This is a genomic window from Anderseniella sp. Alg231-50 (genome assembly GCF_900149695.1).
Classification (GTDB): Bacteria; Pseudomonadota; Alphaproteobacteria; order Rhizobiales; family Aestuariivirgaceae; genus Anderseniella.
On the sequence record NZ_LT703004.1, the window covers coordinates 431,302 to 457,051 of the forward strand.

Below are 25,750 nucleotides of genomic sequence, written 5' to 3' on the forward strand. Positions count from 1 at the left end.
ATAGCCCCTCCGAGGCACGAAGTGCCGAGGCAAGGCCGACTGGCCGCCGCACGGAGTGCGCCCCAGCGGAGCGCAGCCGGAGGCTGCTTGCGTGAGCGGAATGAAACAAAGCACGTTAGTGCTGAGGCAAGGCCGACTGGCCGCCGCATGAAGTGCGCCCCAGCGGAGCGCAGCCGAAGGCTGCTGGCGTGAGCGGGATGAAGCAATGCAGTTTGTTTCAAGCCGGTTTCAATCGTATCGCTTATGCCCACGATTCTTGCCGCTATTTGTGTAACCGCGTCAATGTCGGCCCGGGACAAGGAAACCGCTTTGTTGTTCAGGCTCGATGCAACCTGTTGTGCCGCCTTGTCTTTTCGGTTGTAGGCAGTCCGCCGGTTCCAGCCGAGTTTTTTGCAGGTCCTGGAAAACCGCCAGCCATGGGCCTTGTCACGGCAGTAGGTCATCAGCGCCTTACGGTGTTCAGGGTCACCGACATGCACCATCCAGTCCATGCATTGATACATGCGGTCTATCTCGCCCGGGCGCGGCGGCGACAGGCGCGGCCGGTCCCGGCCCCGGGTCTCTTCCGAGCCGACACGGGCCAGTTGATCGGCCCATTCATCACGCACTGCCGGCCAGGCAGATGTAAAGCCTGCCGGGCGAAGCCCGCCGCCGGGCAGACGCCTGGTGGTGTCGGCGGCGCGGATCAGTCGATAAATTACAATTTCGGGGGTCCAGGTCATATGTGGGGGGGTCCTTTCAGGCAGCAGGGTTAACCGCTGAATTTTACCCGCACCACGTTTGCGCCTCCAGAAGTGGTGGACGGCCACTGTCAGAGTGCGCAACCGGTCAGCTCGCTGTCAGCTCGGGATCATCGAGGTCAGTCTGAATCCATCTGTCACTGACATGAATGTCGGTGGTTTCAAGCAGTCCGGGGCCAAGATTTTCATATTTGTGAGGAATGTCAGCCGGACCCAGCAGTATCTCGCCTGCACTTGCCTCCAGCTTCGTATCGCCGATGGTAAACAGGGCCCTGCCGGTACGAACTATGAAAATCTCGTCATAAGGATGCACGTGCCACCTGGGGCCAACGCCTGTCTTCTCGGTTGCGTAGAAAATAACCGTCACGCCGGTGCCGATGTCCCTGCCCTGCAACACGCCTTTCCAGAGGCGGTCGTCCGATGCCCAGTCACTGCGCGTCAAATGTACGGGTTTCCGGCTCATGCAAATACTCCTTGGATTCGTCATGATGTGGGGAGCGCCAGACAGCGAAACAAGGGAAACCGGCTGCATTCAGTACGCCACCAGGCAGTGACACTTCCCAGCTTCCGGCTTTGTGGTGCAGGACATGCGGACGATTGCCAACAGTCCGCTCTTTGCAAAAATTTTTACTCTTTCCTGCCAGCGTATCGTCATTGGGTTGTTTCAATACGGTCGCAAGGAGAACGGGCATGATCAAATGGCCATGGGGCAAAAAATCCGGGCATGCGCCCACTCGCTCGGAAAAGAATGAACTGGTCAGGGTCCAGCTGCGCAAGCATGGCGACGACGGAAAAAAGGCCAGGCATGTCATTCATTTTGCCTATCCGGTCGAAGGATCAAATGCCCAACCCAAGGCAGACGTCAAGTTATCGCTAAGCGATCTCGATGTACGCTTCACCGAAACGGACGACAGCGACGGCATTGTATTCGAACACGAGCGTGAAGTTGCCTCTGCAGGTTTTGATGACCTTACAGCAGATCTGCTGGAACGCTTCTCCAAGGCGGGATGGCATTATGACGGCTGGGAGTGCGCTGTCGAAACCGGTGACTGAGCAAACCTGATGACGGTTGCCCAGCCATACTCCGGCACTTAATCCGCATCCTTCAATGTAATGTTGAATTGAGCATTGCCGCTCACGTGCAGAAACTGCTCCTGGTTGTTGTTGCGGTAGTTCACCCGCGAAGAAACGTTAAGTCTGGTCAGGCTGCAGGTATCGGCAATGGTGTCCAGCAGAACAGGGCATTCGGTTACCGCCTGCCTGTAGATCATTCTCCTGCCGCGGGTCTGGGCGTCGGACAGGGTTTTCACCTCATTACCTGCAAGTGGCATCTGCATATCGAAACTGACGTTGACATTGACGAATGCAGAAGCCGGTGCGGCAATGGATCTGGCTTCCCCTGGTGATGAGGTGGCGGCAAGGCCGCAGACAGCTATCACAGTCAGCAGGGTTTTCGGAGCGAATGCAGCTTTGATTTTACAGTACATTTTTTCAAGTTCCTTGATTGCAACTGGATTGACCGGTTTCAAAAATCGGCACATTTCCCTGGGGTTGAATTGGGGATCGGTTCCTGCCTTTTTCACGCAGGAACCGCCGCCGCATTATTGCTTGCCGGGCTCCAGCGCCGCAGCGGACCTGGCCAGCCGCACCAGGTTGATGAACTCCGCCCGGTAGCCGAAACGATCCTCACCCTTGGCTGACTGCGCCAGCGCAACCACGTCGTCATAGGAGAAGCTGCCGGTATACCGGCCGCCGCGCAGCACCTGGCCGAACGCTGCCACGGACGCGGCAAACCGGTCGTCAGGTGATGCCTGAGCCACCGACGCTGCTTGCGAGCCCTTCGTCACCGGGGCGGTGATCAGGGTGCTGGTGTCGCTGTCCGGCAACTTGTAACGAATTTTCATGAAGGCATATTCGTCAGCGCTGTCGGCCTCCGGTTTCGCAGACTCGGTCTGATAGCGCAGGTCATCAACCAACCGTCCTTCAGCACCGGCAGGTGTGATTTCATACAGTGCGGTCACGGAATGTCCGGCGCCGATGTCTCCGGCATCGACCTTGTCATTGTTGAAGTCCTCGCGGTTCAAGAGCCGGGTCTCATAGCCGATCAGGCGATACTCGCTGACAGTTGCGGGATTGAATTCCAGCTGCAGCTTCACATCCTTGGCGATGGTGAACAGGGTCGAGCCTGCCTCTTCCACCAGCACCTTGCGCGCTTCGCTCAGCGTGTCGATATAGGCGGCATTGCCGTTGCCGTTCTGGGCCAGCGCCTGCATCAGCTCATCATTGTAGTTGCCGCGGCCAAAGCCCAGCACCGACAAGGTGACGCCGGACGCGCGTTTGCGTTCAATGAAGCTCTTCAGCTCGCCTGTGTCGGAAATGCCGACATTGAAGTCACCATCGGTAGCAAGGATCACCCTGTTGACCCCGGCACTGTCGATCTGGCGTTCGGCAAGCTGGTAGGCCTGGCGAATGCCCTCCGCACCGGCGGTCGAGCCGCCGGCATTCAAACGCTCGAGCGCGGACAGAATCTTGCTCCTGTCCGCCACCCGGGTCGGCTCCAGCACCGTGCCGGCAGAGCCTGCATAAGTGACGATGGAAACCGTGTCGTCCGGTTTCAGCGATGACAGCAGCAGCTTGAAAGAATTGCGCAGCAGCGGCAGCTTGTCCGGCGCGTTCATGGAACCGGACGTATCAATCAGGAACACCAGGTTGGCCCTGGGTGCATCGGTCTTCGGCAGCTCAAAGCCCTTGATACCGATGCGCAACAGTTTGGTATTGGTGTTCCACGGCGTCGGCATCACCGACACATTGGCCCGGAACGGTTCACTACGGCTGTCAGGGGCATCGTAGCCATAATCAAAGTAGTTGACCATTTCCTCGACACGGACAGCATCCTTTTGCGGCAGCACACCATTATTCAGGGCTTTACGCGCAAAGGCATAAGACGCCGTATCAACATCAATCGAGAATGTTGACACCGGGTCTTTCGCAACAACTTTAAGTGGATTGGGCGCTATGTCAGAGAACTTGTCGCGACCCTGTTCCCGGTACTGCCGGACCACAGCGTCATCACGGCTGCGCAAGCCCTGGGTCCCTTCGTACGCGGCAATACCGCCGACGATCTGCCTCGAAATACTGCGTGCTGCCTCATTCTCCCGCTTCGACAATAGCGCAGCATTCGGTTGTTGTTTCCCGGCTTCTTTCGTCTTGGGCATACTTTCTTCAAGCCGTGCAACAGGCGAACTATCCGTCAAAGCCGCAATGGCATCCTTTTCATCCGCAGGTGTGGCCTGGTCCACTTTGGTTTCAAGCGGCATGGGCACAATGTCGGGTCTGATGTGGTCGATACCAACAACTGCGACCGCCAGTACGGCAATGCTGGCGCCGCCGGCCATCAGGTGTGTGAGTTTGGGGTGTGCAAAGTCCATGAAAGGTCTCCTCTTGAGTGCGCTAAGCAATTGATTGCCCCGCTCTCTAAGACGGTTACCGATGGTCGATCCTTGGTGGGCTTGTGCATTTTCCTTCTGGAAAGCCTCAGTGGCTGCCCGCATTGCCGCCTGACGCGCAGCATCACTTGGACGAACGGCTGCCTGCCGCTCGAACGCCCGTTCCATCCTGTTCAGTTCGTCCTTCATGCTTCTGCTTTCGCCAGCGTTTTAAGTTCCTTGCGCAGCTCATGCATGCGCCAGGACACGGTGGATTCCTTGATTTCGAGCACGTCTGCGGCTTCGGCGTGGGTCAGGCCTTCAGCCAACACCAGAACTGCGGTTTCGCGCAAATCCCGGCCAACCGAGTTCAGCGCGTCATAGAGCCATGCCAGTTCGCGGGCGGTATCGGCCTCTGCGCCCCGCGCCAGTTCGGACACTTCGCCATAGGCCTGGTGCAGCCGGGTCGTGGCGCTTTGCCGGCGATGAAAATCCTGCGCTGCATTGACCACAATCCGATACAACCATGTGGTGAAGCGCGCCTCACCCTTAAAGGAGCGCAGTTTTCCCGCAAGCGATGTACAAACCGTCTGCGCCACATCTTCAGCATCCTCGCGCACGCCGGTAAAGCGCAGCGCAATTCGGAATATGCTGTCATAGTGACGTTCCAGCAGCACCTGGAAGGCCGCCATATCGCCACTTGCGGCCTGCGCGGCCAGCTCGCTGTCACTCGTGTTCATTCGCATGTTCTGTCATTGGACGCATGACAACAGCATTTCCTTGGCGGTTGCAGAACATTTTTTTGGAAACATGGTGTCGGCAACCCGGAATTCGGCTGGTTTGAGCCGATCAACCATCCATAATGAGCCCGGTCTGAGAAGACGCCTCCGCAATAATCCAGTCCATGAAGCTCCGGACTTCACGTCTGCGCAAACCCCGCTGTGTGGTCACCAGATCATAACCGATGTCGGTGACAACCCGCTCAGGAAACGGGCAGACAAGCAGACCTGCCTCTACCAGATCATGCAGGACCGGCTGGCTTCCCAGGACAACCCCCTGCCCTGCTATGGCAGCCTGTACAGCCAGATTGTAGTCACTGAAGCGAACGCCTGTTTCCGAACTGATATGTTCAGCCCCAACTTCCTTGAGCCATGGTTGCCAACCCATCCAGCGTCTGGTGGCTTGTGCCCAACTGAGCTCGGATAAATCCCAATGCAGCAAGGTGGCGTTTTGAAGGTCATCTATTGCGTTCAACTCCTGCGGACCGGACGCAAGTGAGGGACTGCAAAAGGCGCAAAGCTGTTCGTCAAACAGCCGGTGGGAAACCAGATCGCCCTGCGGCGTCTGGGCAAATCGGACCGCGATATCTGCCGCACTGTTTTCCAGGTCGACGATCTTCAACGAGGAATCGATCAGCACATCTATCTCGCCATTCGTCTCGCGAAAACTCTCCAGCCTTGGCACGAGCCAGGCTGTGGCGAAAGACGGTTCAACCGAAATGATCAGCTGTTTGCGGGTATCCGGGATGCGCATCACATCCACTGCATGCCGGACCTGAGCGAAGCCGGACGTGAGCATTTTGCAGCCTGAGCTTCCTGACGAAGTCAGTTCCAGGCCACGTCCGCTGCGCCGGACCAATTGCGTGCCAAGTGCTTCCTCGAGCTTGCCGACGAGCTGCTTCACCGCCGCCGGCGTCACCCGCAATTCTTCAGCCGCGCGGGCATAGTTCAGATGCCTCGACACAGCCTCGAACGCCTTCAGTGCATTCAATGATGGCAACCAGCTGTTCATGATAAAATATAGATAAACTAACTTTATTACGCAGATCAAATGATTTTCAGGAGTGGGTAGAAACCTGTATTTCTGAGAGAAAATCAGATCTGTATCCAGGGAAACCCGATGAGCAATTCTATACATTCAGACGTACAGCAAACAGTTCGTGTAGGCAGCAGGCGGTTTGAACTGTCTCCTTTCCATGACTGCTGGGCCAATGAGCACACGGTGATGGGTGTCTATGCGGGGCGTTATTACAGCGTGTTCAACGGTGAAGACATCACAGCTGCCTATTGGGCGCTGCGCCGCAAGGCGGCCCTGTACGATGTGCCGGAGCGCCCTGTGGAGATTTCCGGCCGTGATGCTGTGGCGTTCCTGGAGCGTGTTTTTGCCCGCAGGATTTCCAGCCTGAAAGAGGGACGTGGCCGTTATGCCATTGCCTGCACCCCCAAAGGCGGCGTTTTCATGGATGGCATCCTGTTCAGGCTGGCGGCAGACAGGTTCTGGTATGTGCAGCCAGACGGGGCGCTGGAGACATGGTTTCATGCTCACAGCGAGGGTTTTGACGTCACAATCTCCGACCCCCAGGCACGGGTGCTGCAAATACAGGGACCGACGTCATTCGACATCATGCACGCAGCTTCCGGCGGCGCGATTGATGAAACCATGGGGTATTTTCATTCCGGATTTTTCAGCATCGGCGGACAACAGGTCTACGTTTCGCGCACCGGATGGACTGGTGAACTGGGCTTCGAAATCTACACCCAGGGAGAGGCAACCGATTGCCCGCGTCTGTGGCGTCACCTGGTCGAAACCGGTGAACCTCACGGCATGGTAGTCAGCAGCATCTCATCCATGGAGATCCGCCGGCTGGAAGCCGGTATCCTGGACAACGGCACTGATTTCGACATGTCCATGACGCCTTTTGAAGCCGGTCTCGACGCCTTTGTGGATCTCGACAAAGAGGACTTCATCGGTCGGACGGCCCTTCTTGACGGCAGCCCCGGTACGCGGATTTATGGCGTGAAGAGTGCAGCTGCCACGCCACTCTATCACGGTGCAATCCTGGAAGGAGACAGCGACGTCGCCCGCATCACTGCCGGTGCATGGTCGCCTTACCTGGAAGCTGGCATCGGGTATGCGCGATTCCATGCGGCAGGGAGCTGGGCGGGGAAAACACTGATGATGCGAACAGCGGAAGGAGAGACGGTTGCCTGTGAGATTGTGGAACTGCCGTTTTACGACCGGGAAAAACGTATTCCGCGCGGCCTCGACAAAACTATTCCCTGAAGCTGAGGAAGCGGTGTCCGACTGGATTTGCAGAAACTCCGTGCCGGTAAACCTGAAAACCGCCTAAAGCCGCAGAAGCGCACTGACAACAAACAGGATAATCGAGGCCTTTGCACCAATCAGCAGAATCCGAAACAGACCGTTTGAAGCAAGGTTGGCTTCTTCGGTCGTTTCATCTGCCTTGTCGCATCGGGGTAGAGTCATCTCTGTTGCTTTCGTCTGGATACGGAATTTATTGACGTTAGGTTATCGACGAACTGCAAAGTTTTCGTTACCAGCGCGGGCTACATGCATTTTGATGGTCACCGGCACTGATAGCCCATAATGAAACCATTGAAATCCGCAGAATTTGAATTCTTTCCAGAAGCGTTCGGCTCGCCCCGGGTGCCCGCAAATCTCTGTGCTGGCACCCGGTGGTGTATTCGCTGAGGCTCACGCCACGCCGTGATCAACTGACTGATCGGGGTGGGTATCGGCCCAGTCCGCCAGAAACTCTGCCATGCTGTCTTCGCCGGCCAGCTCTATTGCCCGGCGCGGCAGTGGTACGCCGTTTTGCAGGGCCAGGCGGGCACACGCGACATGATCCCGGTTTACTGCTTGCGGAGCGTTTTCCGATCCGTGGATAACGGTGGACAGCAAGGTACCGCCATAGCCGTTGACATGATTGAGGTCCGGTTTCATGTCCAGAAAAAAGCTCATCACTTCCGGTAGCCCCGCCCAGCCGGCAAGTTGTACCGGCGTCATATCCATGTCGTCGGCTTCGTCAAACGCAAGCCCACCGGCAACCAGCCGCTTGATACGCGGCAAGGTGCCGGGAAGATGGATGAGGTTGTGCAGCATGTGGCGGCATTCCTTAGGCAGGCTGGCGGGGTCCACGGACACACCGGCGGCGCGGCCCTCAGAAATCGCGATCAGCGGCTGCAAACTTTCGGGAAGCTCGGTTGATCCACCGGCATCCTTGATGGCCTGCGCCACGTCCGCATTCTGGAACACCAGCGCCAGCGCATGGGCGGTCATGCCGTCATAAAGCAGGTCCGGGTCGGCACCTGCCTCCAGCAACAGGTTCGCCATCTTCGCATCGCACATGCGCCGGGCTGCCTGGTGCAGTGCGCTTATCACCATCGGCGCCTCGCCGGACGGATGCGGACTGACACCTTCATTGGGGTCGGCGCCTGCCTTCACGAGCAGATCCACCGCCTCATGATCATTGAAGTCCAGGGCGCGCAAGAGTGCATTGGTGCCGGCCGGGTCCGCGCCATGACGCAGCAGAAGACGCAACCCGTCGCGATGGCCAAGCTCGGTGGCATGATAAAGGCTTTCATTGTCGTTGGGGTTTGCACCATGTTCGAGCAACCACGCGGCAAGCCGCATATTGTCGGCATGGCCCAGCGCGCCGTACAGCGCAGACAGCAGGTGATCCGAACCAGGTTCGAAAGGGAAACCGTCATTGACGTCCGCGCCATGTCCCGCCAGCAGGTCGGCAATGGCCATCATGGCATCTTCTTTTTCCGGGTGGGCCTGGAAATGCTTTGAAAATGCCAGGTGCAGAATGGGCCGGCGCGGACCGAGCAGTGCAACGGCTGAACCCGGGTCCCGGCGCAGGGCCGCCTTCACAGCCGGCAGGTCATAAAGGGCAATTTCCAGTCCCAGCAACCCATGGGCCAGGTCCGGTGTGTCGGCCAGCAGGCGGTCCACCACGGAGTTGTGACCATGATACAGCGCAATTTTCAGCCTCTGCTGTTTGCGGGCCCGGTCCATGCCGTTTATCTCAACGGCCAGTTTCAGAGACGGCCAGCTGGCGAAATTATTTTCTTTCGCAATCACATGGAGAAAATCAGCATGGGTCAATTTGCCGGGATCACTGCGCGGCGGGTGAACAGCCAACCGTTCCAGCGCTGCCGGATCGCCGTCATTACAGGCCTTGCGCAAGGTTTTTGCCGCACGGCGAAGGGTATCAAGAGAGTGCATTGTCGGTCTCCTCACATAATGCCCGGGGCTCGCTGTCAGGGCATGAGATCAACCGATGGGTGACTTCGAATATGAGGGGATGCAGATACTGCTTTCCGCGAACCGGGCGGCCTTCCCAACAGGCCGGATCAGTATATCGGCCCGGCAGGTTTTCGCAACTGACGATGTGGCCGTGGGACCGGGTGCCTTTGGCACGTGTTGTATGCGTTCGGCCTGTAGTGGCGTTTAAAGGTGATCACCCTTGCATTTGACATTCTCATACCCATTTATTACCTAACAGACAGGGTTCAGGCCCCCGCCGCTCACAGGCTGATGCCACGGTGAAGTCCTGGAACTGATCTCATTCACCAACTTCGGATGTGTGCGGTCTAATGGCAATGTGAGCACCATTGGTTTTCCGCATTCGACACCTGAATGAGGTTTACAATGAACAGATCATCTCCCCTTCCCCCTATCGACGTCCTGAAAATCCAGGCGAAGCGGTTGCGCGAGGAACTCACTGCCTCAGGCACCGTCATCGGCCACAGCCGTTCACTTGAACTGCTGGCCCATCAGCACGGCTACAAGGACTGGAACACGCTGCATGCCGCAACCGGCAACCGGCCTCCGGCCAGTCCCGTTGCAGCCGGGCAAAGGGTCAGCGGCCACTATCTCGGACAACCGTTTATCGGTGAAGTCAAAGCTCTGGAAACATTCTCGCAGGCCGACAGATTCCGGATCGTGCTGCACTTCGACGAACCGGTAGATGTCGTCACGTTTGACAGTTTCTCAGCCTTTCGCCAGCGCGTTTCGTGCTTTGTCGGGCGCGACGGCATGACGGCTGAGAAGACATCCAACGGCGAACCGCAACTCAGGCTGCAGCTCTGATCCGTTGGGCTCAATCACTATGACAACTGCGGACATGACGCTCTCCAGGCGCCATGTCCGCAGCGTCGGCAATCCGCCCTACATGCTGCGGAAAATACCCTGGCAAACAATCATGATGACCAGGGACACAATCCAGTAACCGGCATCCACGTTTCGGGCATAGCCGGATTTCTTCGCAAACATGCCTCCTGAGTAGGCCAGGACAACAAATGCCAGTGTGGCCAGAATGACGGTGGCGAGAGTGTTTGAAACCGCCGTGACCCCGACAAACCAGCTCATCAGGAACAGTCCGGCCATCTGTGACACCATGGCGCCGATCGGCATCTCATCGGCCGAGCCCATTTCCACGCCAACGCCTTCTGCCCATTTGGGCCCAAACAGCTTTGGCGAGTACCAAAGCCAGCCCGCCAGAAACGAAACAACCGCACCTGCAACAACCGCAAGCCAGCTTACTCCTGTTGTCAATTCCGCCATGTCAGTGCTCCTTGAATGAGTTATTTCGGGAGGCCCTCAACAGGCCCTTCCCGCTCAGTACACTAAAACACTTCTCGCAGAATTGGGGATCGGATTTGCCGATGGACGCCAAGCTTTGCGCAAATCCGTGAATGTTCAGCGTTGACACCGCTCTTCTCAAGTCCCGGCCTTGTGTCGTAGCCTTGCACAGATCTACGTTGTCGGGATTATGCAATTGAACAGGCGAAGCATGCTGACCGGAAGCGCCGCCGCTGGGTTCACCGGTCTGAGGGGATGGCCGGCCATGGCAGCTAAACAACCGGCCCTTGTGGTGCCCGCCGAAGAAGACCGGCATGCGCGCACTTTCATGCAGTGGCCAAGCAGTCGCCAGGTCCATCCGGAAAAGGCGTTCCTGGATATTCTGCAGCAAACCATCGCCGATATAGCCAACAGGATTGCAGAATTTGAACCCGTGGCGCTGCTGGCCGGAGCGGAGGATCATATGTCGGCGCGTAAACGCCTGGCTGCTTCGGTTGAGTTATGGGACATTCCGACGGAAGACCTGTGGTGCAGAGACTCAGGTCCGCTGTTTGCCAGGCAGCCGGACGGCACACTCGCGGTCAGTCATATCCGGTTCAATGGCTGGGGCGGCAGGCAGATTCACAAGAAGGATGGCCTGGTCGCAGCACGGATTGCCAAGCGCCTCGGATTGCCGGTTATCGATTCAGGCCTCAAGGGCGAGGCCGGTGGTGTTGAACATGACGGGCATGGCCTGCTGATGGCGCATGAGAGTTCATGGGTGAACAACAACCGCAATCCCCGCCTGTCCCGTGATGATGTCGAAAAACGCCTGCTGGCCGCTTACGGGGCCGAACGCATGATCTGGTCTGCCGGCGTGGCGGGAGAAGACATCACCGACTACCATATTGACAGCCTTGCCCGTTTTACCGGACCGGGCCGGGTTCTGATCAACCTGCCTGACAAGCCTGACATGAAGGACCCTTTCCATGTCGCAGCGCTTGATACGCATGACACGCTGGTGGCGGCAAAGCTTGATGTCGAGGTCATTCCGGAACCGGTCAGACGGCGCGTCAAGGCCATCGACTTCGTGGCGTCCTACGCCAATTACTATGCCTGCAATGGTGGCGTGATCGCAGCTCAATTCGGTGACCGTGAAGCAGACCGGATCGCAGTCAAAGCGCTGCAGAAACATTATCCCGGCCGCGAAGTTGTCACCCTGAATGTCGATACACTCGGTGAAGTCGGCGGCGGCATTCACTGCGCCACACAACAGATGCCGGCATGATGAACCATCATGGCATGAACCCGACAGGATCGACATGACAGTCAAACGCATCGTTGCCAACATCGCAGCAAACCAAGTTGGCGAAGGCCACAAATTCTACAGCGAACTGCTGGGCCTCAAAGTGGTGATGGACCACGGCTGGATTGTTACCTTCGCAGCAGATCGACCGGCTCCAGTGCAGGTAAGTGTTGCCAGTGAAGGCGGCTCCGGCACACCGGTGCCGGACATCTCGATCGAGGTGGATGATGTGGATCAAGTCCATCAGCGGGCAAAGGCACTTGGATTTGACATCACATACCCGCTAACCAATGAGCCCTGGGGCGTTCGCCGGTTTTTTGTCCGCGATCCGTTTGACAAACTGGTCAATATCATTTCACACACCGGCTAGGGCCCACGCGTTCAGATGGCGGCAGGTTCAGGCCCCCTTTGTCCACCATTCGTGCATGGCATGAAACATGTCCTGCAGATCCATGGCCCTTTGAGTGGCTGAGTATTCCACCCTTGGCGGCACTTCCGCATAAACTTTACGGCTGACAAGACCGTCCTTTTCCAGCGCACGCAGCTGGTTGGTCAGCATCGTCTGGGTGACACCCTCTATCATTCGACGAAGCTCGCTGAACCGCTTGGTGCCTTTAAAAATGAGTATCTGCAGAATGATAAGTTTCCACTTGCCGCCAATCAGCTTGGCGATATCCGGCATAGGGCATAGCGCGCCGTCGTTATCAGACAGGATTGCGGTGCGAATTCCAGCGGTTTCTTCATGGTTTTCCAATGCGTTTTCGCCTTTCATGCCCAATAGTATGTTTTTTGATACTATATACGAAAATTCTGCCTTCTTGTAAAAAAATACTTACAAAACATATCATGCCAACCAACAAGATTTGAAAGGATTGGCATGACAATCACAGTACACACATTCAGCGGATCGCCGCGCGGCTGGCGCGTCCTGCTGGGGCTTGCATTCAAAGACCTCAGTTGGGACACCAATTATCTGAGCCTCGCAGACAGGGACCACAGGAAGCCGGAGTTTCTGTCCCTCAATCCACGGCACACCGTCCCGGTCGTTGAAGCAGACGGGGTTGTTTTACGCGACTCCATTGCAATTCTTGCGTGGCTGGACAGGGAAATCCCTGACAAGCCGCTGTTCGGCAACACACCCGGCCAAGCTGCGGAAATCTGGCAGATTGCAATGGAATGCTGTGACTATCTGCGTGACGCCAACCGGCAATTGCTGTCTGAGGTGTTCTTCGGTGACGATGCCGTGCCGGCCCGGGGAACCGAAAAGCACAAGAGCCTGCGCGCAGCCGTCAAACTTGTGCATGCGGAACAGCGTTATCTGGAAGACCTGTTGAACGATGGCCGTCCCTACCTGGCCGGCGGTGTTCCAAGCGCGGCGGATGCTGTCGCGTTCCCGGAAGTCCGGCTGCTGCAGCGCGCACTTGAAACCAAACATCACATGATGACCAGCCTCGGATTTGAAGCACCCGAACAAACCTGCCCGCAGCTGGCCGCCTGGAAGGTGCGCATCGAGGCGCTGCCGGGCGTTGCGGCAACCAGCCCGGCACACTGGAACTGACCTGTTGGCGAGCTGCAAAACAATCACTGAAAGGACCAGATCATGAAACCGACAAAGATTTCATCCCGCCGGGAGTGGCTGGCGGCGCGGCGGAAACTCCTGGCCCGGGAAAAGCTGCACACCCGCGAACAGGACGCCATTGCCGAAGCACGGCGCGAGCTGCCCTGGGTGAAAATCGACAAGTCCTACGTCTTTGAAGCAGAGGCCGGAAACAAGACACTGGCCGACCTCTTCGGGAACAGATCGCAACTGGTTGTCTATCACTTCATGTTCGGACCGGAATGGGAGGAAGGCTGCAAGAGCTGTTCGTTCTGGGCCGACAGTTTCAATGGTCTTGAAGCGCATCTCAACGAACGGGATATCGCGTTCGTCGCCATTTCACGGGCGCCGATGCACATGCTGATGCCCTTCAAGCAGCGCATGGGCTGGCGTTTTGACTGGGTATCTTCCTATCCGAATGATTTCAATGCTGATTTCCATGTCAGCTTCGGTTCGGATCACAAGCCCGAAAACCCTGTGACCTACAACTTCCGGGAGAACACGTTCTATCCCATGGACGAGGCGCATGGCACCAGCGTGTTTGCAAAAGATGATGCCGGCGCCATCTACCACACCTACTCCACCTATGGCCGCGGCCTCGATGCCGCCAACGCCGCGTATTGCTATGTCGACATGACACCCAACGGTCGCAATGAACCAGCCGAGGGCAATCCGATGGCCTGGGTCCGACACCATGACAAATACTGAAGACGGCCTCAAACGGTCAGGTTTTCGACCCCCGCCCGGCATGGTGCTGGTCATCGCGCTCGCTGTTGCCTGCTGGGTGTATTTCCTGACCGGCGCCGGCACCGGTATGGATGTCTGGTCCATGTCGACGCTGCAGTTTCCACCGCCGGTCAACCTGTTGCCGATGGCCAGTCCGCCGTCGCTCTATTCGGCGCTGCCGATGGTCGGCATGTGGTTCTCCATGATGCTGGCCATGATGATACCGGGAACATTGCGGCATTTTCCAAAGGCTGGAATGCAAGGCGCCACACCAAGCTCGACACTGCTCTGGTTCGGGCTGGGCTATGCGGCTGCCTGGCTGGTGTACTCAATTGCGGCAACCGGCTTGCAGTTTGTGTTCGTGATGCACGAACTGGTCCACGGCATGACATTGTGGAGCATCAGCGACCTGCTCAGCGCAGCGTTGCTTGTGCTTGCCGGTATCTATCAGTTCACTGGGCTCAAAATGCAAAGCCTGGATAGTTGTCGCAGGGCTACCAGAGTTTCACCCGGCCGCCTGGGCGGCTTTCGATACGGTATCAATTGCCTCTCATCGTCATTTGCACTGATGCTGCTGCTGTTCGTCGGCGGCGTCATGAATGTCTATTGGGTCATCCTGCTGACGGTCATCGTCTCAGTTGAAAAAACACTGACTGACCCCACACCTTTCAGGCGCACAATTGGCCTGACCTGCCTCACAGCCGGTACGACGGTGCTGGTCTTCTGAATTCCACGGACGTCCCGCCTGACAGCACATATTCCTCCACACAACACACACAACAGGATCCCTCATCATGGACAGAACGTTCGAAAAAGCCCTCATAGTAGGTGGCAGCCGCGGCTGCGGGCGAGAACTCGCCCTGGCCATTGCCGATCAGGGAACCGAGACAATAGTGGTGTCCAGAACCGATACGGCCCTCAATGAACTGAAGGCACGGGACCCCGGATTGCAGACGATCAGCATGGATGCGGCCACAGACGGGGCCGCTTCGAGCCTGCTGCAAGCCGTGGATCCCGATCTGCTTGTTCTGACTGCCGGGGCTGAACCGGAAATGGCGCCGTTTCATGAGCAAACATGGACCGAGTTCAGTCGCAACTGGAATGTCGACACCAGGATTGCCCATGCATTTTCATCTGCTGCGCTGACGCAGCCAATGCGTTCGGGAGGTGTGGTGGTCAGTTTTTCCAGCGGTGCCGGGCTGGCCGGTTCAAGACTGTCCGGCGGTTATGCAGGAGCCAAACGCATGCAGCATTTTCTGGCCGATTATGCCCAAAGAGAAGCTGAACTTCTTGGCCTTGATCTCACCTTCTACTCAATTGTCCCCAGCCAGCCCATAGACGGCAGTATCCTCGGGCAAGCTGCGGTCGAGGCGTACTCGGCCGCTGTGGGAAAGTCCCTGACCGAATTCAGGAAACAATGGGATGAGCCGCTGACAGCATCAAAGATCAGCGCTCATGTCATGAAGTTGCTCCGGCAATCAGGGCCACGAGACGCCAGGGTATTTTCCATTACCGGCACCGGAATGGTCGAGTGTGATTGAATTCATGCAACACCAGCGACCGTTTTGATTGACTTTGTCCGAGCCCGGAAAATAGTGTGACCGTGACCAGCACCAAGGGAGCGGGCCTCGTGGCAAAAAAACCCGAAATGTTTTCAGGCGGCTGCCTGTGCGGACACATCCGATTTGAAGCATCCGGCAAGCCGTCCTTTCCGCACCTGTGTTCCTGCCGCATGTGCCAGGCCTGGTCCGGCGCACCCACTGTGGCCTGGGTCGAGTTTCCGTTGGCAGATTCTGCCTGGACGGGTGCGGGTGGCGAGCCGTCAACGTTTCAATCGTCTGAAAAGACCCGACGCGGCTTCTGCCCGAAATGCGGCAGCAGCATTTGTGCGCTGGATGACGGGTATGACAAGATTTCCCTGACGATTGCAGTATTTGACGATCCGTCGCTGCTGGTTCCGGGTAAGCAGCACAGCTACAAGGCTGCAGCACCCAGATGGTGGAAGGCGGAAATCGACCGAACGGCCGGCTAAAGCCGTATTTGCCGACACCGAACCCTCCGGCCCGTCAGGGCTACTTGCACGCCATGCGCGCAATTGCATCGATATGAACCGTCGCGCAGTCCAGCGTGTCGAAACCCGGCTCATGATCGTCAAAGGCAAGGAACAGATCGGTTCCGCCCAGCAGCACGGTTTCTGCGCCTTGTTCGGACAACGCCCTGCCCGCCTCAAACACGACAGCGCGCTGCTCGTCGGTGACCTTGGCGTCCAGCGCCATGCCCACATAGGCGCGATGCACTTTGCTGATAACATCCGGTGGCGGAGCCAGAACCTCAACTGATTTGATACCGCCGTAAAACCGTGTCTCCATCACCGTATCGGTACCAAGCAGGCCGACTTTCCTGAATGTCTGCTGGTCAAGATAGCGATCCATTTCCGAAATGAAATCAATAATCGGCAATGGCGACAGAGGCCGAAATTCCTCAATGCAGAAGTGGCCGCCAATTGACGTGATGGCGACAGTGTCCGCACCGGCTGCCACCAGCCGTTCGGTCAGGCGGAGATAGATGGCAGCCTGGGCTTCCGCCTGCCTCGCCTCAAAGTTCCGTACCAATGTCGGAGCATCTGCATGGACAATCGTCATCTCAAGATCGGCGTCGAGTGCCTTCATCGAGTCGACAAGCCCACGATAATAAAGATCCGTCGCGGCAGGTCCGATACCGCCAATCAAGCCAATGTGCATATCCAGTCCTCATGTTCGCGCGGCATAACGAATTCAGCGAATCCTAGCACAAATCAATGACGGCAGAGATGATGTTCCGGCTAGACCACATTACTTTTTCCGCGGTGTATACACATCAGTTAACCCTATGTCTTGTTTCATGAAACCTGACCAATACCGAAATTCGGAATTGGCGGACCTTGCCAATTTCAATTTACTATCTGCAAGACGCCGTTTTCTGTGTTCCCGGCGCCATTCGTTGTATTTCTCTAAAATCAGGGATAAACCACTAGTGACGATATTGACTTTTCTCATATTAACCTGTGAATTGAACATTTATTCGGTACAATGATGAACTGGTCGCAGGGATATCGCCAATTGAACGCGAATGAGATGGCATAAGGGAATTTTATGAATGGCGCGATCGCACCTGCCACCACTGGCTGCCATAAGAGTGTTTGAAGCCGCTGCCCGGCATCAAAACTTCACGACCGCAGCCGCTGAACTCGGCATGACCCAGGCAGCGGTGAGTTACCAGATCAAGGTTCTGGAAGAGCGAGTCGGCTCGGCCTTGTTTCTGCGCCGCGCACGCGGGGTCGAACTTTCGGAGATCGGCACCCAGTTTGCGCAAAAATCAACCGATGCGCTGGACATTCTCAGCGATGCCTTTTCCAAGGCCAGGGGCCGTACCGAAGAGACACTCGTGATCAGCGTCATCCCGACGTTTGCGACCAACTTTCTGGCCCAGCGCCTGGGGTGTTTCCAGATCGACAATCCGTCGGTTGCGGTGCGGGTAGAAGTCAACCAGTCTCTGGTCGATTTCGCGTCCGAGGGTTTTGATCTCGCCATCCGCTCCGGCAAGGGCGAGTGGCCCGGCCTGAAAAGCCACTTGCTGGTGCCGGTGGAGTTTACTCCCATGTTGAGCCCTGCGCTTGCAGAAAAGGCTGGCGGTATCAGCCATCCTGCCGACCTTCTGAAACTGCCAATCATCGAACCGTCGGACCCGTGGTGGCATCAATGGTTTGACGCGGCCGGCGTGACGGACGCCAACCTTGCCACGCAACCGGGCCTGCAGTTCGGCTCGCAGGTGCTGGAGGCAAATGCGGCCATTGCCGGCCAGGGGATCGGCATACTCACACCCACATTCTACCGGGACGAGATTGAACAAAAGCGCCTTTACCAGCCGTTTGACCTGACCTGCAGCGATGGCCAGGGCTACTGGCTGGTCTATCCGGAAAGTCGCCGGAACCTCACAAAAATAAAACTGTTTCGACACTGGCTGGAGACCAAGGTGGCCGAGTTCAATCAGTAGAACACGCTGATAGAGCCTGCTGTTGGACGTTCCAGACCTCAATGTCGCTTATGCCAATGAGCGCAGTTTGATTGGTCCTTTCTCCCTGCATGTTTCACTGATGCACCAGTCATCAAATCGCCTGCCGCGACGACGCGGCAAAACTGTAGGAACCACGTTTATGCTGAAGCGACTGGCGCCGGACACAATTCGAAAAGTCCCTCAAACCTTCCAGAAAATCTACAGCCATGCAGTCGAAATAACGGCGGCGGAACGCCTGCTTTTCATGGCCGGGCAAATCGGTGTCGCGCCAGACGGCAAGGCGCTGGAGAGTTTTGATGAACAGTGCCACCAGGCCATGGCCAACGTGGAAGCCCTGCTGAGCGATGCCGGCATGACACAGGCCGACATGCTTCGGGTGACCTACTACCTGACCAATGCCGAAGATCTGCCGAGCCTTGGCAAAATTCGCAATACACGGTGGGGGTCGGACCAGCCACCAGCGGTAACAACCCTCGTCGTGGCGGCGCTGGCAGCCCCTGAACTGCTGGTGGAGATCGAGGTTGTGGCAGGTATCTGACCTCCTGCTCATTGCAGCAATTCGCCAGGTCTTAGCCGAGCAAGACTGACTTCAATTCACCCGCTGCTTTCTGCATAAACGGGATTTCATCTCTCAAGGTCTGGATCGGTTTACGCGTCACGAGTGCGTGCGTTGAAAGGCAAGCCACCAAGGCTCCGGAATCGCTGAATATAGGCACTGATGCGCCGACCATGTCATCGAACCATTCTTCGTTGTCCAGCGAATACCCGGCCGAGCGGATATCATAGAGCTCGGCTTCGAACCGGGTTGCTTCGACAATCGTGTTCCTCGCAGACACTTTGTGGGCAATCCGGTCAAACACCCCCAGCGCTGCTTCTGTATCCATCGTCGAAAGATACAATTTTCCGGATGCGCAACAATGAAGAGGCAACGCGTCACCAACCCTGAGATTGACCTGAAAGGGCCAATGCGACTCGAGACGGTCGAAATAGATGAGCTTGGTGCCCTGCGGTATTGCAAGGCTGACCGTCTCTTTCAATTTCTCTGACAGATCACGCAGAATGGACCGCCTGACAGTGACACTGGGTTCATAGCGCAGGCTGTTCAATGTCAGGTTTCTGAACCGCTCGCCCGGAATATAGTGTCCCGAAGCATGCGCTGCGATAAAGCGCTCTTCGCATAATGCGTCGAGCCATCGGTAAATCGTGGGCGCAGGAATATTCAACGCCTTCGACAATCCGGAAGCCGTCGCGGACTCCGGATTCTCGCATATCGCTTCTATGATTTCGAGAATTCGCCTGGGGGAATTGCGTGTGGATTTTTGCTCAGTCACGATGCTACCTAAGATATTTCCGTTGCCGGACGCAAGGCAATTTCTGAGTTGTGCGCCGGCACGTAAATACTGCGTGCCGGCGTGACCCAGCCATCACGATAATGTTGGAATGGAAAATTCCGGGCCGGTTTGTTTTCCACCCGGCCATGCAACGGTGGCCGTCTTCAATTTCGTGTAGAAGCGGATACCTTCCGGCCCATGCATATGATGGTCTCCAAACAACGATCGCTTCCAGCCGCCAAAGCTGTGATAGGCAACAGGCACCGGGATCGGGACGTTTACGCCAACCATGCCAATCTTGCTTTGTTCAACGAAATGCCGGGACACACCGCCATCATTGGTGAACAGCGCAGCCCCGTTGCCAAGTTCGTGCTCGTCCACCAGAGATAGCGCGTCAGCATAGCTGTTACTGCGCACAATGCCCAAAACCGGTCCGAAAATCTCTTCCTTATAGATCGTCATGTCAGGTGTGACATTGTCAAACACACATGGACCGACGAAGTAGCCGTCCTCATAGCCCTGCAGCTTCAGGTTGCGGCCATCGGTTACGAGATCAGCCCCTTCCGAAACCCCTGTGTCGATATAGGACAGCACTTTGGTCATATGCGCCTGATTGCTGAGCGGACCGAAATCGGAATCGTTATCGGTGTAAGGTCCGACATGAAGTTTTGAAGCCGCTTGTGATACTGCGTCACGAACATTGTTCGCCGTTTCCTCGCCCACGCAAACCGCGACGGAGATTGCCATGCAGCGTTCGCCGGCTGAACCAAAGGCTGATCCGATCAATGCATCAGTCACTTGCGGAATGTCAGCGTCCGGCATGACGATCATGTGGTTCTTGGCGCCGCCAAGTGCCTGCACCCGTTTGTTGTTGGCAGTGCCGGTGCGGTAAATGTACTCTGCGATCGGCGTCGAGCCGACGAAGCTGACCGCCTTTACCCGATCATCCTGCAGCAGTGTATCGACGGCTTCCTTATCACCATTCACCACTTGAAGAACGTCCTTGGGCACGCCTGCTTCATGGGCCAGCTCGGCCATGCGCAGCGGACAACTTGGTGTCTTTTCCGATGGCTTCAGAATGAATGTGTTGCCGCAAGCCAGTGCCACCGGATACATCCACAAGGGGACCATTGCGGGAAAATTGAACGGTGTGATTCCGGCGCAAACGCCCAGCGGTTGACGCAGGTTGAAACTGTCAACACCAGTGCCGACATTCGACGAAAACTCGCCCTTGAGCAATTGAGGAATACCGCACGCGAACTCGATGATTTCAATGCCGCGCGTGATTGAACCCTTGGCATCGGCGATAGTCTTGCCGTGCTCGCGACTGACCAGGACGGCAAGTTCATCCATGTTTGCCTGCATCAGTTCCTTGTAGGCGAACATGATCCGGGCCCGGTTGATCGGTGTTCGGGCCGACCATTCAGCAAACGCCGCTTCTGCCCGCATGATGGCATTTTCAACCGTGGCGCGGCCGGCAAGTTCAAGCTCAGCCGTCTGTTCTCCGGTAGCCGGATTGAAAACGGGCCCAATTCTCGCGTCTGCCGACGATGCCGACTCCCCGCCAATAAGATGAGCAATTTTAATCATTTACGGTCTCCGTATGTTGCAAAGATTCAACTTTCAGTTTGCCATCTCAGATGTCAAATTTCTTAAATGAGAATTATCTTATCACTTAATTGACAGCGAGGATCAAGCTGAAATAGTATCTGTCTCAAGGAACCGCGCTTAATGACGGCTCTGGATTGGCAGGAGGAAAACAGATGCGCGACACTGTTGGGATATGCGCACCGCGATACCTGGATGTTGGCAGCGGTGCTGTTAATGACATCGCCAACTTGCTCGGCAAAATCGGCAAGGTGCACAATCCACTCATCGTCACAGACAAGGTCATGGTCGATATCGGCATTGCAGGTCGCGTTCAGAAATTGCTTGCTGATGCCGGTATGGCCTCAGACGTGTTTGACAAAATTCTTCCTGACCCGACTGACGAAATGGTGCTTGCCGGTATTGATGTTTTGGAGAACGGAAAGCATGACTGTGTGATCGGTTTGGGCGGTGGCAGTCCACTTGATGCCGGCAAGGCAATTGCCGTGATGGCAAAGAACAGTCGTGACATTCAGGATTACCGTCCGCCCAGCCAGTTCAACGGATCGGGATTGCCAATGATCGCAATTCCCACGACCGCGGGCACCGGATCGGAGGTGACCCACCACACCGTCATCATCCACAATGCAACCCGTGAGAAGATATCCTGCCGCGGAGAGGGGTTCGTTCCGAGCGCGGCGATTGTAGACTTTGGACTGTCGCTTTCAAAACCAAGGCGGTTGATCGCAGACAACGCGCTCGACACCCTCACTCATGCCATCGAAGCTTATGTCAGCCGCAAGGCAACGCTGTACTCTGATCGCATGGCCCTGGACTGCATGCGTCTCGTCGCGGCCAACGTCGAAAAGGCATACAATGATCCCAAAGACATGCCCGCCCGCGAAGCATTGATGCTGGCGGCCACATTTGGCGGGCTGGCTTTCTCGAATGCGTCGATTGCCCTGGTACACGCGATGAGCCGGCCATTGGGCAGCTTGTTTCATGTGCCTCACGGCATGAGCAACGCGATGCTGCTTCCGACAATCACAGACTATTCCTGGCAAGCTGCCCCGCAACGTTATGCCGACTGCGGGCGGGTTCTTGGATTGGCCAGCGCCGACGACGATGACATGCAGGCATGCGATGCACTGGTCGCGGGGTTATACGAATACAACCGTCGGCTGGAAGTCCCGACACTGTCCAGGTTCGGAATCGATGAAGCGGCCTATCAGGCTGCAATGGCCCAGATGGCCGAAGACGCGGTGCGCTCAGGCGCGCCCGGCAACAACCCCAAAATAGCCGACCAGAACGAAATAACAGACCTTTATCAAAAGGCATGGGCCTGAGGGCTTGAAAGCAGAAGTTCCATAACCGTGGAACCAGTAGTTGAACGGATCAACAAGGAGGAAGTGAAATGAACTCATTGAAACGCAAGGCCTTGCGCATGGGACGCAGAGCATTTGGCATCGCGGCGGTGTCCGCATTTTGCTTTGGTGTCGCGGCAACAGCACCGGCACCGGCACTCGCCCAGGAAAAAATAAACTGGAAAGTGCAAGCCACTTTCAATACCGGATGGCCAGCGCTTGGCGATCCGATTGCGCGAGTTTCCAAAACACTCAAGGAAGCAACAGACGGTCGCATCAACCTGAAGGTCTTTGAACCGGGAAAGATAGTGCCGCCGCTGGAGATTTCGCCGTCAATCAGCCGGGGTGACCTGCCTGCAGCCTATAACTACATGGCTTATGATCAGGGCCGTATTCCGGCGGCCGTGCTGTTCTCGGCGGTACCGTTTGGCATGGAGCCCTGGGAATATGCGGCCTGGTGGTTCGAGGGCGAAGGCTCAAAACTCGCCGAGGAAATCTATCACAAAGAGAACATTCACCCGTTGCTGTGCAGCACAATTGGACCGGAAACAGCCGGTTGGTTCCGCAAGCCCATCAAGACCCTGGATGATCTGAAAGGTTTGAAAATCCGGTTCTCGGGCCTGGGCGGCATGGTACTTGACCGTGTTGGAGCTTCCGCAACACTGATGGCCGGCGGTGAGATTTTTGCAGCACTGGAGAAAGGCACGCTTGATGCCACCGAATACTCCATGCCCGCGATTGACGAGATCCTCGGGTTTTACAAGATTGCCAAATACAACCTGTTCCCGGGCTGGCATCAGCCCTCGACCTCAACTCACCTCATGATCAATCTCGATAAATGGAACGCCATGGGCAAGGCCGACCAGGCGTTGTTCGAGATGGCCTGTACCGCTGCCACCATGCGCGCGCTCACCACCGGTGAAGCACTGCAGGGCGCTCAGATCAAGAGCTTCCCCAGCAAAGGTGTAACCGCCGCAAAACTGCCGGATGAAGTCATAGAAGAGCTGAAAAATACAGCCGCGACAATTATGAAAGAAGAAGCCGCCAAAGACGCAAACTTTGCGAAAGTGTGGGAATCGCAGAAGGCGTTTCACGCCGATTATCAGATCTGGAAAGAGCTGGGCTACCTGCCCCGCGATTCCAAATAATCTGAAAACAAGTGTAACCTGAAACGGACTGCCTTACGATTTACCGATCGTGAGGCAGTCCTGGCAACGGCATTGATGCTAATTTTGGGGAACTCATGGTGCAAAATGAAGATGTCGACCTGAACGCAGCCTCGATCACGGCGGATGTGTTGCAGCATGACACGCCCTATCTACGCGACAACTCATTCTCGCGCAGCATCGATCGGATCGTCGGACTGATTGGCGAGGCCTTCAGCTGGCTGTGGATCGTCCTGCTCATCGTTATCATCGGCAACGTCATCCTGCGGTATGTGTTCAGTCAGGGGATGATCGAACTTGAAGAACTGCAATGGTATTTGTATGCCGCCGCCTGGTTGGCAGGATTGTCCTACACCTTCATTCATGACGGCCATGTCAGGGTTGATGTCATCAACGAACGCCTGTCGCCACGTGCTCAGATGTGCCTGGAACTGTTTGGCCTGCTGGTGTTCTTCATGCCCTTTGTCTGCTTCGTTTTCTATCAGTCGCTGCCGTTTGTGGAGTTGTCCTGGGTAACCGGTGAAACATCAACGTCGGCAAACGGTTTGCCTGCACGCTGGCTCATCAAGGGCTGCCTGACATTCAGTTTCATCTTGCTCTTTCTGGTTGGGTTGTCCCGGCTGATCCGGGTCGTGAACACACTGGTAAATGGGCCCGCAACTCCGTCCGAGGGGACATAGGATGATCTCCGACCCCGCCCAGTACCTGGCCATCGCCCTGTTTGTCTCCTTCGTCCTGCTGATCTTCACGGGCTATCCGGTCGCCTGGATAATGGGTGGACTGGCCGTGCTGTTCACGGCCATCTCGGTGTTTTCCGACGGTCACCTCGATACGTTCTTTGGTGTTGACTGGGGCTACAGTTCCATTGTCGTTGCGCGCATCTACGCCGTCATGAACAACTGGGTTCTGGTGGCATTGCCGATGTTTGTGTTCATGGGAATCATGATGGACAAGTCCGGCATCGCCGAAGACCTGATGACGGATCTGGCCAAACTGTTTGGACGGATCAACGGCGGCATAGCAATTACAGTTGTGCTGATCGGTGTGCTGCTGGCGGCATCGACAGGCATTATCGGCGCATCCGTTGTGCTGCTCGCCATACTGGGCGTTCCGATGATGCTCAAGCACAACTATGACGCATCCTTGGCTTGTGGCGTTGTCTGCGCGACCGGCACGTTGGGCATACTGATACCACCGTCAATCATGCTGGTTCTGATGGCTGATCAGATCCGGGTTTCTGTCGGGGACCTGTTCATGGGTGCGATGTTGCCCGGACTGATGCTTGGCGGCCTCTACGTCGCTTTCATTTTGATATATGCATGGTTGCGGCCGACAGTTGCACCAGCGCCTGAAAATGCCGAGCCCGTATCGTTTGGTCTCGTTCTGCGAGTTTTGAAATCCACGGTCCCGCCTGCAACCCTGATTGTTGCTGTTCTCGGCAGCATCTTCTTTGGCATCGCCACACCTACCGAAGCCTCCGGCGTCGGTGCGCTTGGTGCCACACTCCTCGCGTTGTTTCGCCGCCGGTTGTCATTTTCAGCATTGCACGAAGTCCTGCAGGGCACGATGAAAACGACCTCTTACATTTTCGCCCTGTTTGTCGGGGCCACGGCATTCTCGCTTGTGCTGCGCGGGTTCGGTGGTGACGCGTTGATAGAAGATAGCCTGACTGCTCTGCCGTTCGGCCCCAGTGGTGTCGTGGTTGTTGTGCTGCTTATCACCTTTCTGCTGGGCTTCGTCCTCGACTGGATCGAAATCACACTGATTATCCTGCCGCTCCTGGCACCGGTTTTGCTCGGTCTGGGTGTTGACCTGGTATGGTTCGCCGTTCTGTTCGCTGTCTGCCTGCAAACGTCATTCATTACACCGCCGGTCGGTTTTGCGCTGTTCTACATGAAGGGAGTTGCGCCGAAAGGCATTGACACAATGACCATCTACAAAGGCATCATTCCTTTCATGACAATTCAGCTGATCGGTGTTGCACTTGTGTTTTCTTTCCCCAAACTTGCAACCTGGCTGCCAACGGTTGCTTACGGACCATGAGTCCGGCAGTTGTTAGCACTCGCTTACGTTCGCTGCTAAATAT

27 protein-coding genes and 1 pseudogene are annotated in these 25,750 nt (G+C 56.4%); 16 read left to right on the forward strand and 12 right to left on the reverse strand.

Features of this window, described 5'->3' with window-relative positions; genetic code table 11:
* Positions 1 to 341 precede the first annotated feature (341 nt).
* A pseudogene (locus DHN55_RS22610) lies at positions 342 to 722 on the reverse strand (DUF6362 family protein); the annotation flags it as partial.
* 106 nt (positions 723 to 828) lie between these two features.
* On the reverse strand, positions 829 to 1,203 hold the full coding sequence (locus DHN55_RS14660; protein WP_108882220.1) for a cupin domain-containing protein: 375 nt from the start codon (positions 1,201 to 1,203) through the stop codon (positions 829 to 831).
* Between the two features lie 227 nt (positions 1,204 to 1,430).
* Between DHN55_RS14660 and DHN55_RS14665 the strand changes: the two genes are divergently transcribed.
* Complete coding sequence (locus tag DHN55_RS14665; protein ID WP_108882221.1) at positions 1,431 to 1,793, forward strand: ribonuclease E inhibitor RraB; 363 nt, start codon at positions 1,431 to 1,433, stop codon at positions 1,791 to 1,793.
* 38 nt (positions 1,794 to 1,831) lie between these two features.
* On the opposite strand, the gene DHN55_RS14670 is transcribed toward DHN55_RS14665, so the two are convergent.
* The 4 genes from DHN55_RS14670 to DHN55_RS14685 form a co-directional block, all read right to left on the reverse strand.
* On the reverse strand, positions 1,832 to 2,323 hold the full coding sequence (locus DHN55_RS14670) for a hypothetical protein (RefSeq protein WP_337660335.1): 492 nt from the start codon (positions 2,321 to 2,323) through the stop codon (positions 1,832 to 1,834).
* Positions 2,324 to 2,341: 18 nt separating this feature from the next.
* A complete protein-coding gene (locus DHN55_RS14675) occupies positions 2,342 to 4,168 on the reverse strand; it encodes a vWA domain-containing protein (RefSeq protein ID WP_337660336.1) in 1,827 nt (608 codons plus the stop codon).
* Between the two features lie 203 nt (positions 4,169 to 4,371).
* Entirely contained in the window at positions 4,372 to 4,905 is a 534-nt protein-coding gene (locus DHN55_RS14680; protein WP_108882224.1) for a sigma-70 family RNA polymerase sigma factor, read from the reverse strand.
* Between the two features lie 109 nt (positions 4,906 to 5,014).
* Positions 5,015 to 5,935, reverse strand: coding sequence for a LysR substrate-binding domain-containing protein (locus tag DHN55_RS14685; protein WP_337660337.1), 921 nt, complete (start codon positions 5,933 to 5,935; stop codon positions 5,015 to 5,017).
* 129 nt (positions 5,936 to 6,064) lie between these two features.
* Between DHN55_RS14685 and DHN55_RS14690 the strand changes: the two genes are divergently transcribed.
* The gene (locus tag DHN55_RS14690) at positions 6,065 to 7,228 is read left to right on the forward strand and encodes a glycine cleavage T C-terminal barrel domain-containing protein (RefSeq protein ID WP_108882226.1); all 1,164 of its coding nucleotides are present in this window, start codon (positions 6,065 to 6,067) and stop codon (positions 7,226 to 7,228) included.
* Positions 7,229 to 7,660: 432 nt separating this feature from the next.
* Here DHN55_RS14690 and DHN55_RS14695 read toward each other — a convergent pair whose 3' ends face one another.
* A complete protein-coding gene (locus DHN55_RS14695) occupies positions 7,661 to 9,196 on the reverse strand; it encodes an ankyrin repeat domain-containing protein (protein WP_108882227.1) in 1,536 nt (511 codons plus the stop codon).
* Positions 9,197 to 9,622: 426 nt separating this feature from the next.
* Here DHN55_RS14695 and DHN55_RS14700 point away from each other — a divergent pair, with 426 nt between their 5' ends.
* Positions 9,623 to 10,063 (forward strand): glyoxalase superfamily protein, encoded by a 441-nt coding sequence (locus tag DHN55_RS14700; RefSeq protein ID WP_108882228.1) that lies wholly within the window; start codon positions 9,623 to 9,625, stop codon positions 10,061 to 10,063.
* 78 nt (positions 10,064 to 10,141) lie between these two features.
* Here the strand turns inward: DHN55_RS14700 and DHN55_RS14705 are convergent, their stop codons facing one another.
* On the reverse strand, positions 10,142 to 10,537 hold the full coding sequence (locus DHN55_RS14705; protein WP_108882229.1) for a DUF1761 family protein: 396 nt from the start codon (positions 10,535 to 10,537) through the stop codon (positions 10,142 to 10,144).
* Positions 10,538 to 10,820: 283 nt separating this feature from the next.
* Here DHN55_RS14705 and DHN55_RS14710 point away from each other — a divergent pair, with 283 nt between their 5' ends.
* Both DHN55_RS14710 and DHN55_RS14715 read left to right on the forward strand, forming a co-directional pair.
* The gene (locus DHN55_RS14710; protein WP_337660338.1) at positions 10,821 to 11,822 is read left to right on the forward strand and encodes an agmatine deiminase family protein; all 1,002 of its coding nucleotides are present in this window, start codon (positions 10,821 to 10,823) and stop codon (positions 11,820 to 11,822) included.
* 34 nt (positions 11,823 to 11,856) lie between these two features.
* On the forward strand, positions 11,857 to 12,210 hold the full coding sequence (locus tag DHN55_RS14715) for a VOC family protein (RefSeq protein WP_108882231.1): 354 nt from the start codon (positions 11,857 to 11,859) through the stop codon (positions 12,208 to 12,210).
* A 27-nt stretch (positions 12,211 to 12,237) separates the two neighbouring features.
* Here DHN55_RS14715 and DHN55_RS14720 read toward each other — a convergent pair whose 3' ends face one another.
* Entirely contained in the window at positions 12,238 to 12,522 is a 285-nt protein-coding gene (locus DHN55_RS14720; RefSeq protein WP_337660418.1) for a winged helix-turn-helix transcriptional regulator, read from the reverse strand.
* Positions 12,523 to 12,717: 195 nt separating this feature from the next.
* Here DHN55_RS14720 and DHN55_RS14725 point away from each other — a divergent pair, with 195 nt between their 5' ends.
* From DHN55_RS14725 to DHN55_RS14745, 5 genes are all read left to right on the forward strand, one after another.
* On the forward strand, positions 12,718 to 13,398 hold the full coding sequence (locus tag DHN55_RS14725; RefSeq protein WP_108882233.1) for a glutathione S-transferase N-terminal domain-containing protein: 681 nt from the start codon (positions 12,718 to 12,720) through the stop codon (positions 13,396 to 13,398).
* A gap of 42 nt (positions 13,399 to 13,440) precedes the next feature.
* Positions 13,441 to 14,145: a DUF899 family protein gene (locus DHN55_RS14730; protein ID WP_108882234.1), complete on the forward strand. Its 705-nt coding sequence runs from the start codon at positions 13,441 to 13,443 to the stop codon at positions 14,143 to 14,145.
* Positions 14,132 to 14,890 (forward strand): DUF2182 domain-containing protein, encoded by a 759-nt coding sequence (locus DHN55_RS14735; RefSeq protein ID WP_337660339.1) that lies wholly within the window; start codon positions 14,132 to 14,134, stop codon positions 14,888 to 14,890. Before DHN55_RS14730 ends, DHN55_RS14735 begins: the two co-directional genes overlap by 14 nt.
* Before the next feature lie 67 nt (positions 14,891 to 14,957).
* A complete protein-coding gene (locus DHN55_RS14740) occupies positions 14,958 to 15,704 on the forward strand; it encodes an SDR family NAD(P)-dependent oxidoreductase (RefSeq protein WP_108882236.1) in 747 nt (248 codons plus the stop codon).
* A gap of 89 nt (positions 15,705 to 15,793) precedes the next feature.
* Entirely contained in the window at positions 15,794 to 16,195 is a 402-nt protein-coding gene (locus DHN55_RS14745; protein WP_337660340.1) for a GFA family protein, read from the forward strand.
* Between the two features lie 40 nt (positions 16,196 to 16,235).
* Here the strand turns inward: DHN55_RS14745 and DHN55_RS14750 are convergent, their stop codons facing one another.
* A complete protein-coding gene (locus DHN55_RS14750) occupies positions 16,236 to 16,904 on the reverse strand; it encodes an aspartate/glutamate racemase family protein (protein ID WP_108882237.1) in 669 nt (222 codons plus the stop codon).
* A 394-nt stretch (positions 16,905 to 17,298) separates the two neighbouring features.
* Here DHN55_RS14750 and DHN55_RS14755 point away from each other — a divergent pair, with 394 nt between their 5' ends.
* Both DHN55_RS14755 and DHN55_RS14760 read left to right on the forward strand, forming a co-directional pair.
* Positions 17,299 to 18,195: a LysR substrate-binding domain-containing protein gene (locus DHN55_RS14755; RefSeq protein ID WP_108882238.1), complete on the forward strand. Its 897-nt coding sequence runs from the start codon at positions 17,299 to 17,301 to the stop codon at positions 18,193 to 18,195.
* Positions 18,196 to 18,355: 160 nt separating this feature from the next.
* Entirely contained in the window at positions 18,356 to 18,754 is a 399-nt protein-coding gene (locus tag DHN55_RS14760) for a RidA family protein (protein ID WP_337660341.1), read from the forward strand.
* A 31-nt stretch (positions 18,755 to 18,785) separates the two neighbouring features.
* On the opposite strand, the gene DHN55_RS22390 is transcribed toward DHN55_RS14760, so the two are convergent.
* Both DHN55_RS22390 and DHN55_RS14770 read right to left on the reverse strand, forming a co-directional pair.
* Positions 18,786 to 19,322 (reverse strand): IclR family transcriptional regulator, encoded by a 537-nt coding sequence (locus DHN55_RS22390; protein ID WP_337660342.1) that lies wholly within the window; start codon positions 19,320 to 19,322, stop codon positions 18,786 to 18,788.
* A gap of 318 nt (positions 19,323 to 19,640) precedes the next feature.
* A complete protein-coding gene (locus DHN55_RS14770) occupies positions 19,641 to 21,137 on the reverse strand; it encodes a CoA-acylating methylmalonate-semialdehyde dehydrogenase (RefSeq protein WP_108882241.1) in 1,497 nt (498 codons plus the stop codon).
* A gap of 173 nt (positions 21,138 to 21,310) precedes the next feature.
* Here DHN55_RS14770 and DHN55_RS14775 point away from each other — a divergent pair, with 173 nt between their 5' ends.
* From DHN55_RS14775 to DHN55_RS14790, 4 genes are all read left to right on the forward strand, one after another.
* Positions 21,311 to 22,480, forward strand: a complete 1,170-nt coding sequence (locus DHN55_RS14775) for an iron-containing alcohol dehydrogenase (protein WP_108882242.1) — start codon at positions 21,311 to 21,313, stop codon at positions 22,478 to 22,480.
* A gap of 68 nt (positions 22,481 to 22,548) precedes the next feature.
* Complete coding sequence (locus tag DHN55_RS14780; protein WP_337660343.1) at positions 22,549 to 23,646, forward strand: TRAP transporter substrate-binding protein; 1,098 nt, start codon at positions 22,549 to 22,551, stop codon at positions 23,644 to 23,646.
* Positions 23,647 to 23,741: 95 nt separating this feature from the next.
* A complete protein-coding gene (locus tag DHN55_RS14785) occupies positions 23,742 to 24,344 on the forward strand; it encodes a TRAP transporter small permease subunit (RefSeq protein WP_108882243.1) in 603 nt (200 codons plus the stop codon).
* Position 24,345: 1 nt separating this feature from the next.
* Positions 24,346 to 25,707, forward strand: a complete 1,362-nt coding sequence (locus DHN55_RS14790; RefSeq protein ID WP_108882244.1) for a TRAP transporter large permease subunit — start codon at positions 24,346 to 24,348, stop codon at positions 25,705 to 25,707.
* Positions 25,708 to 25,750: the final 43 nt, after the last annotated feature.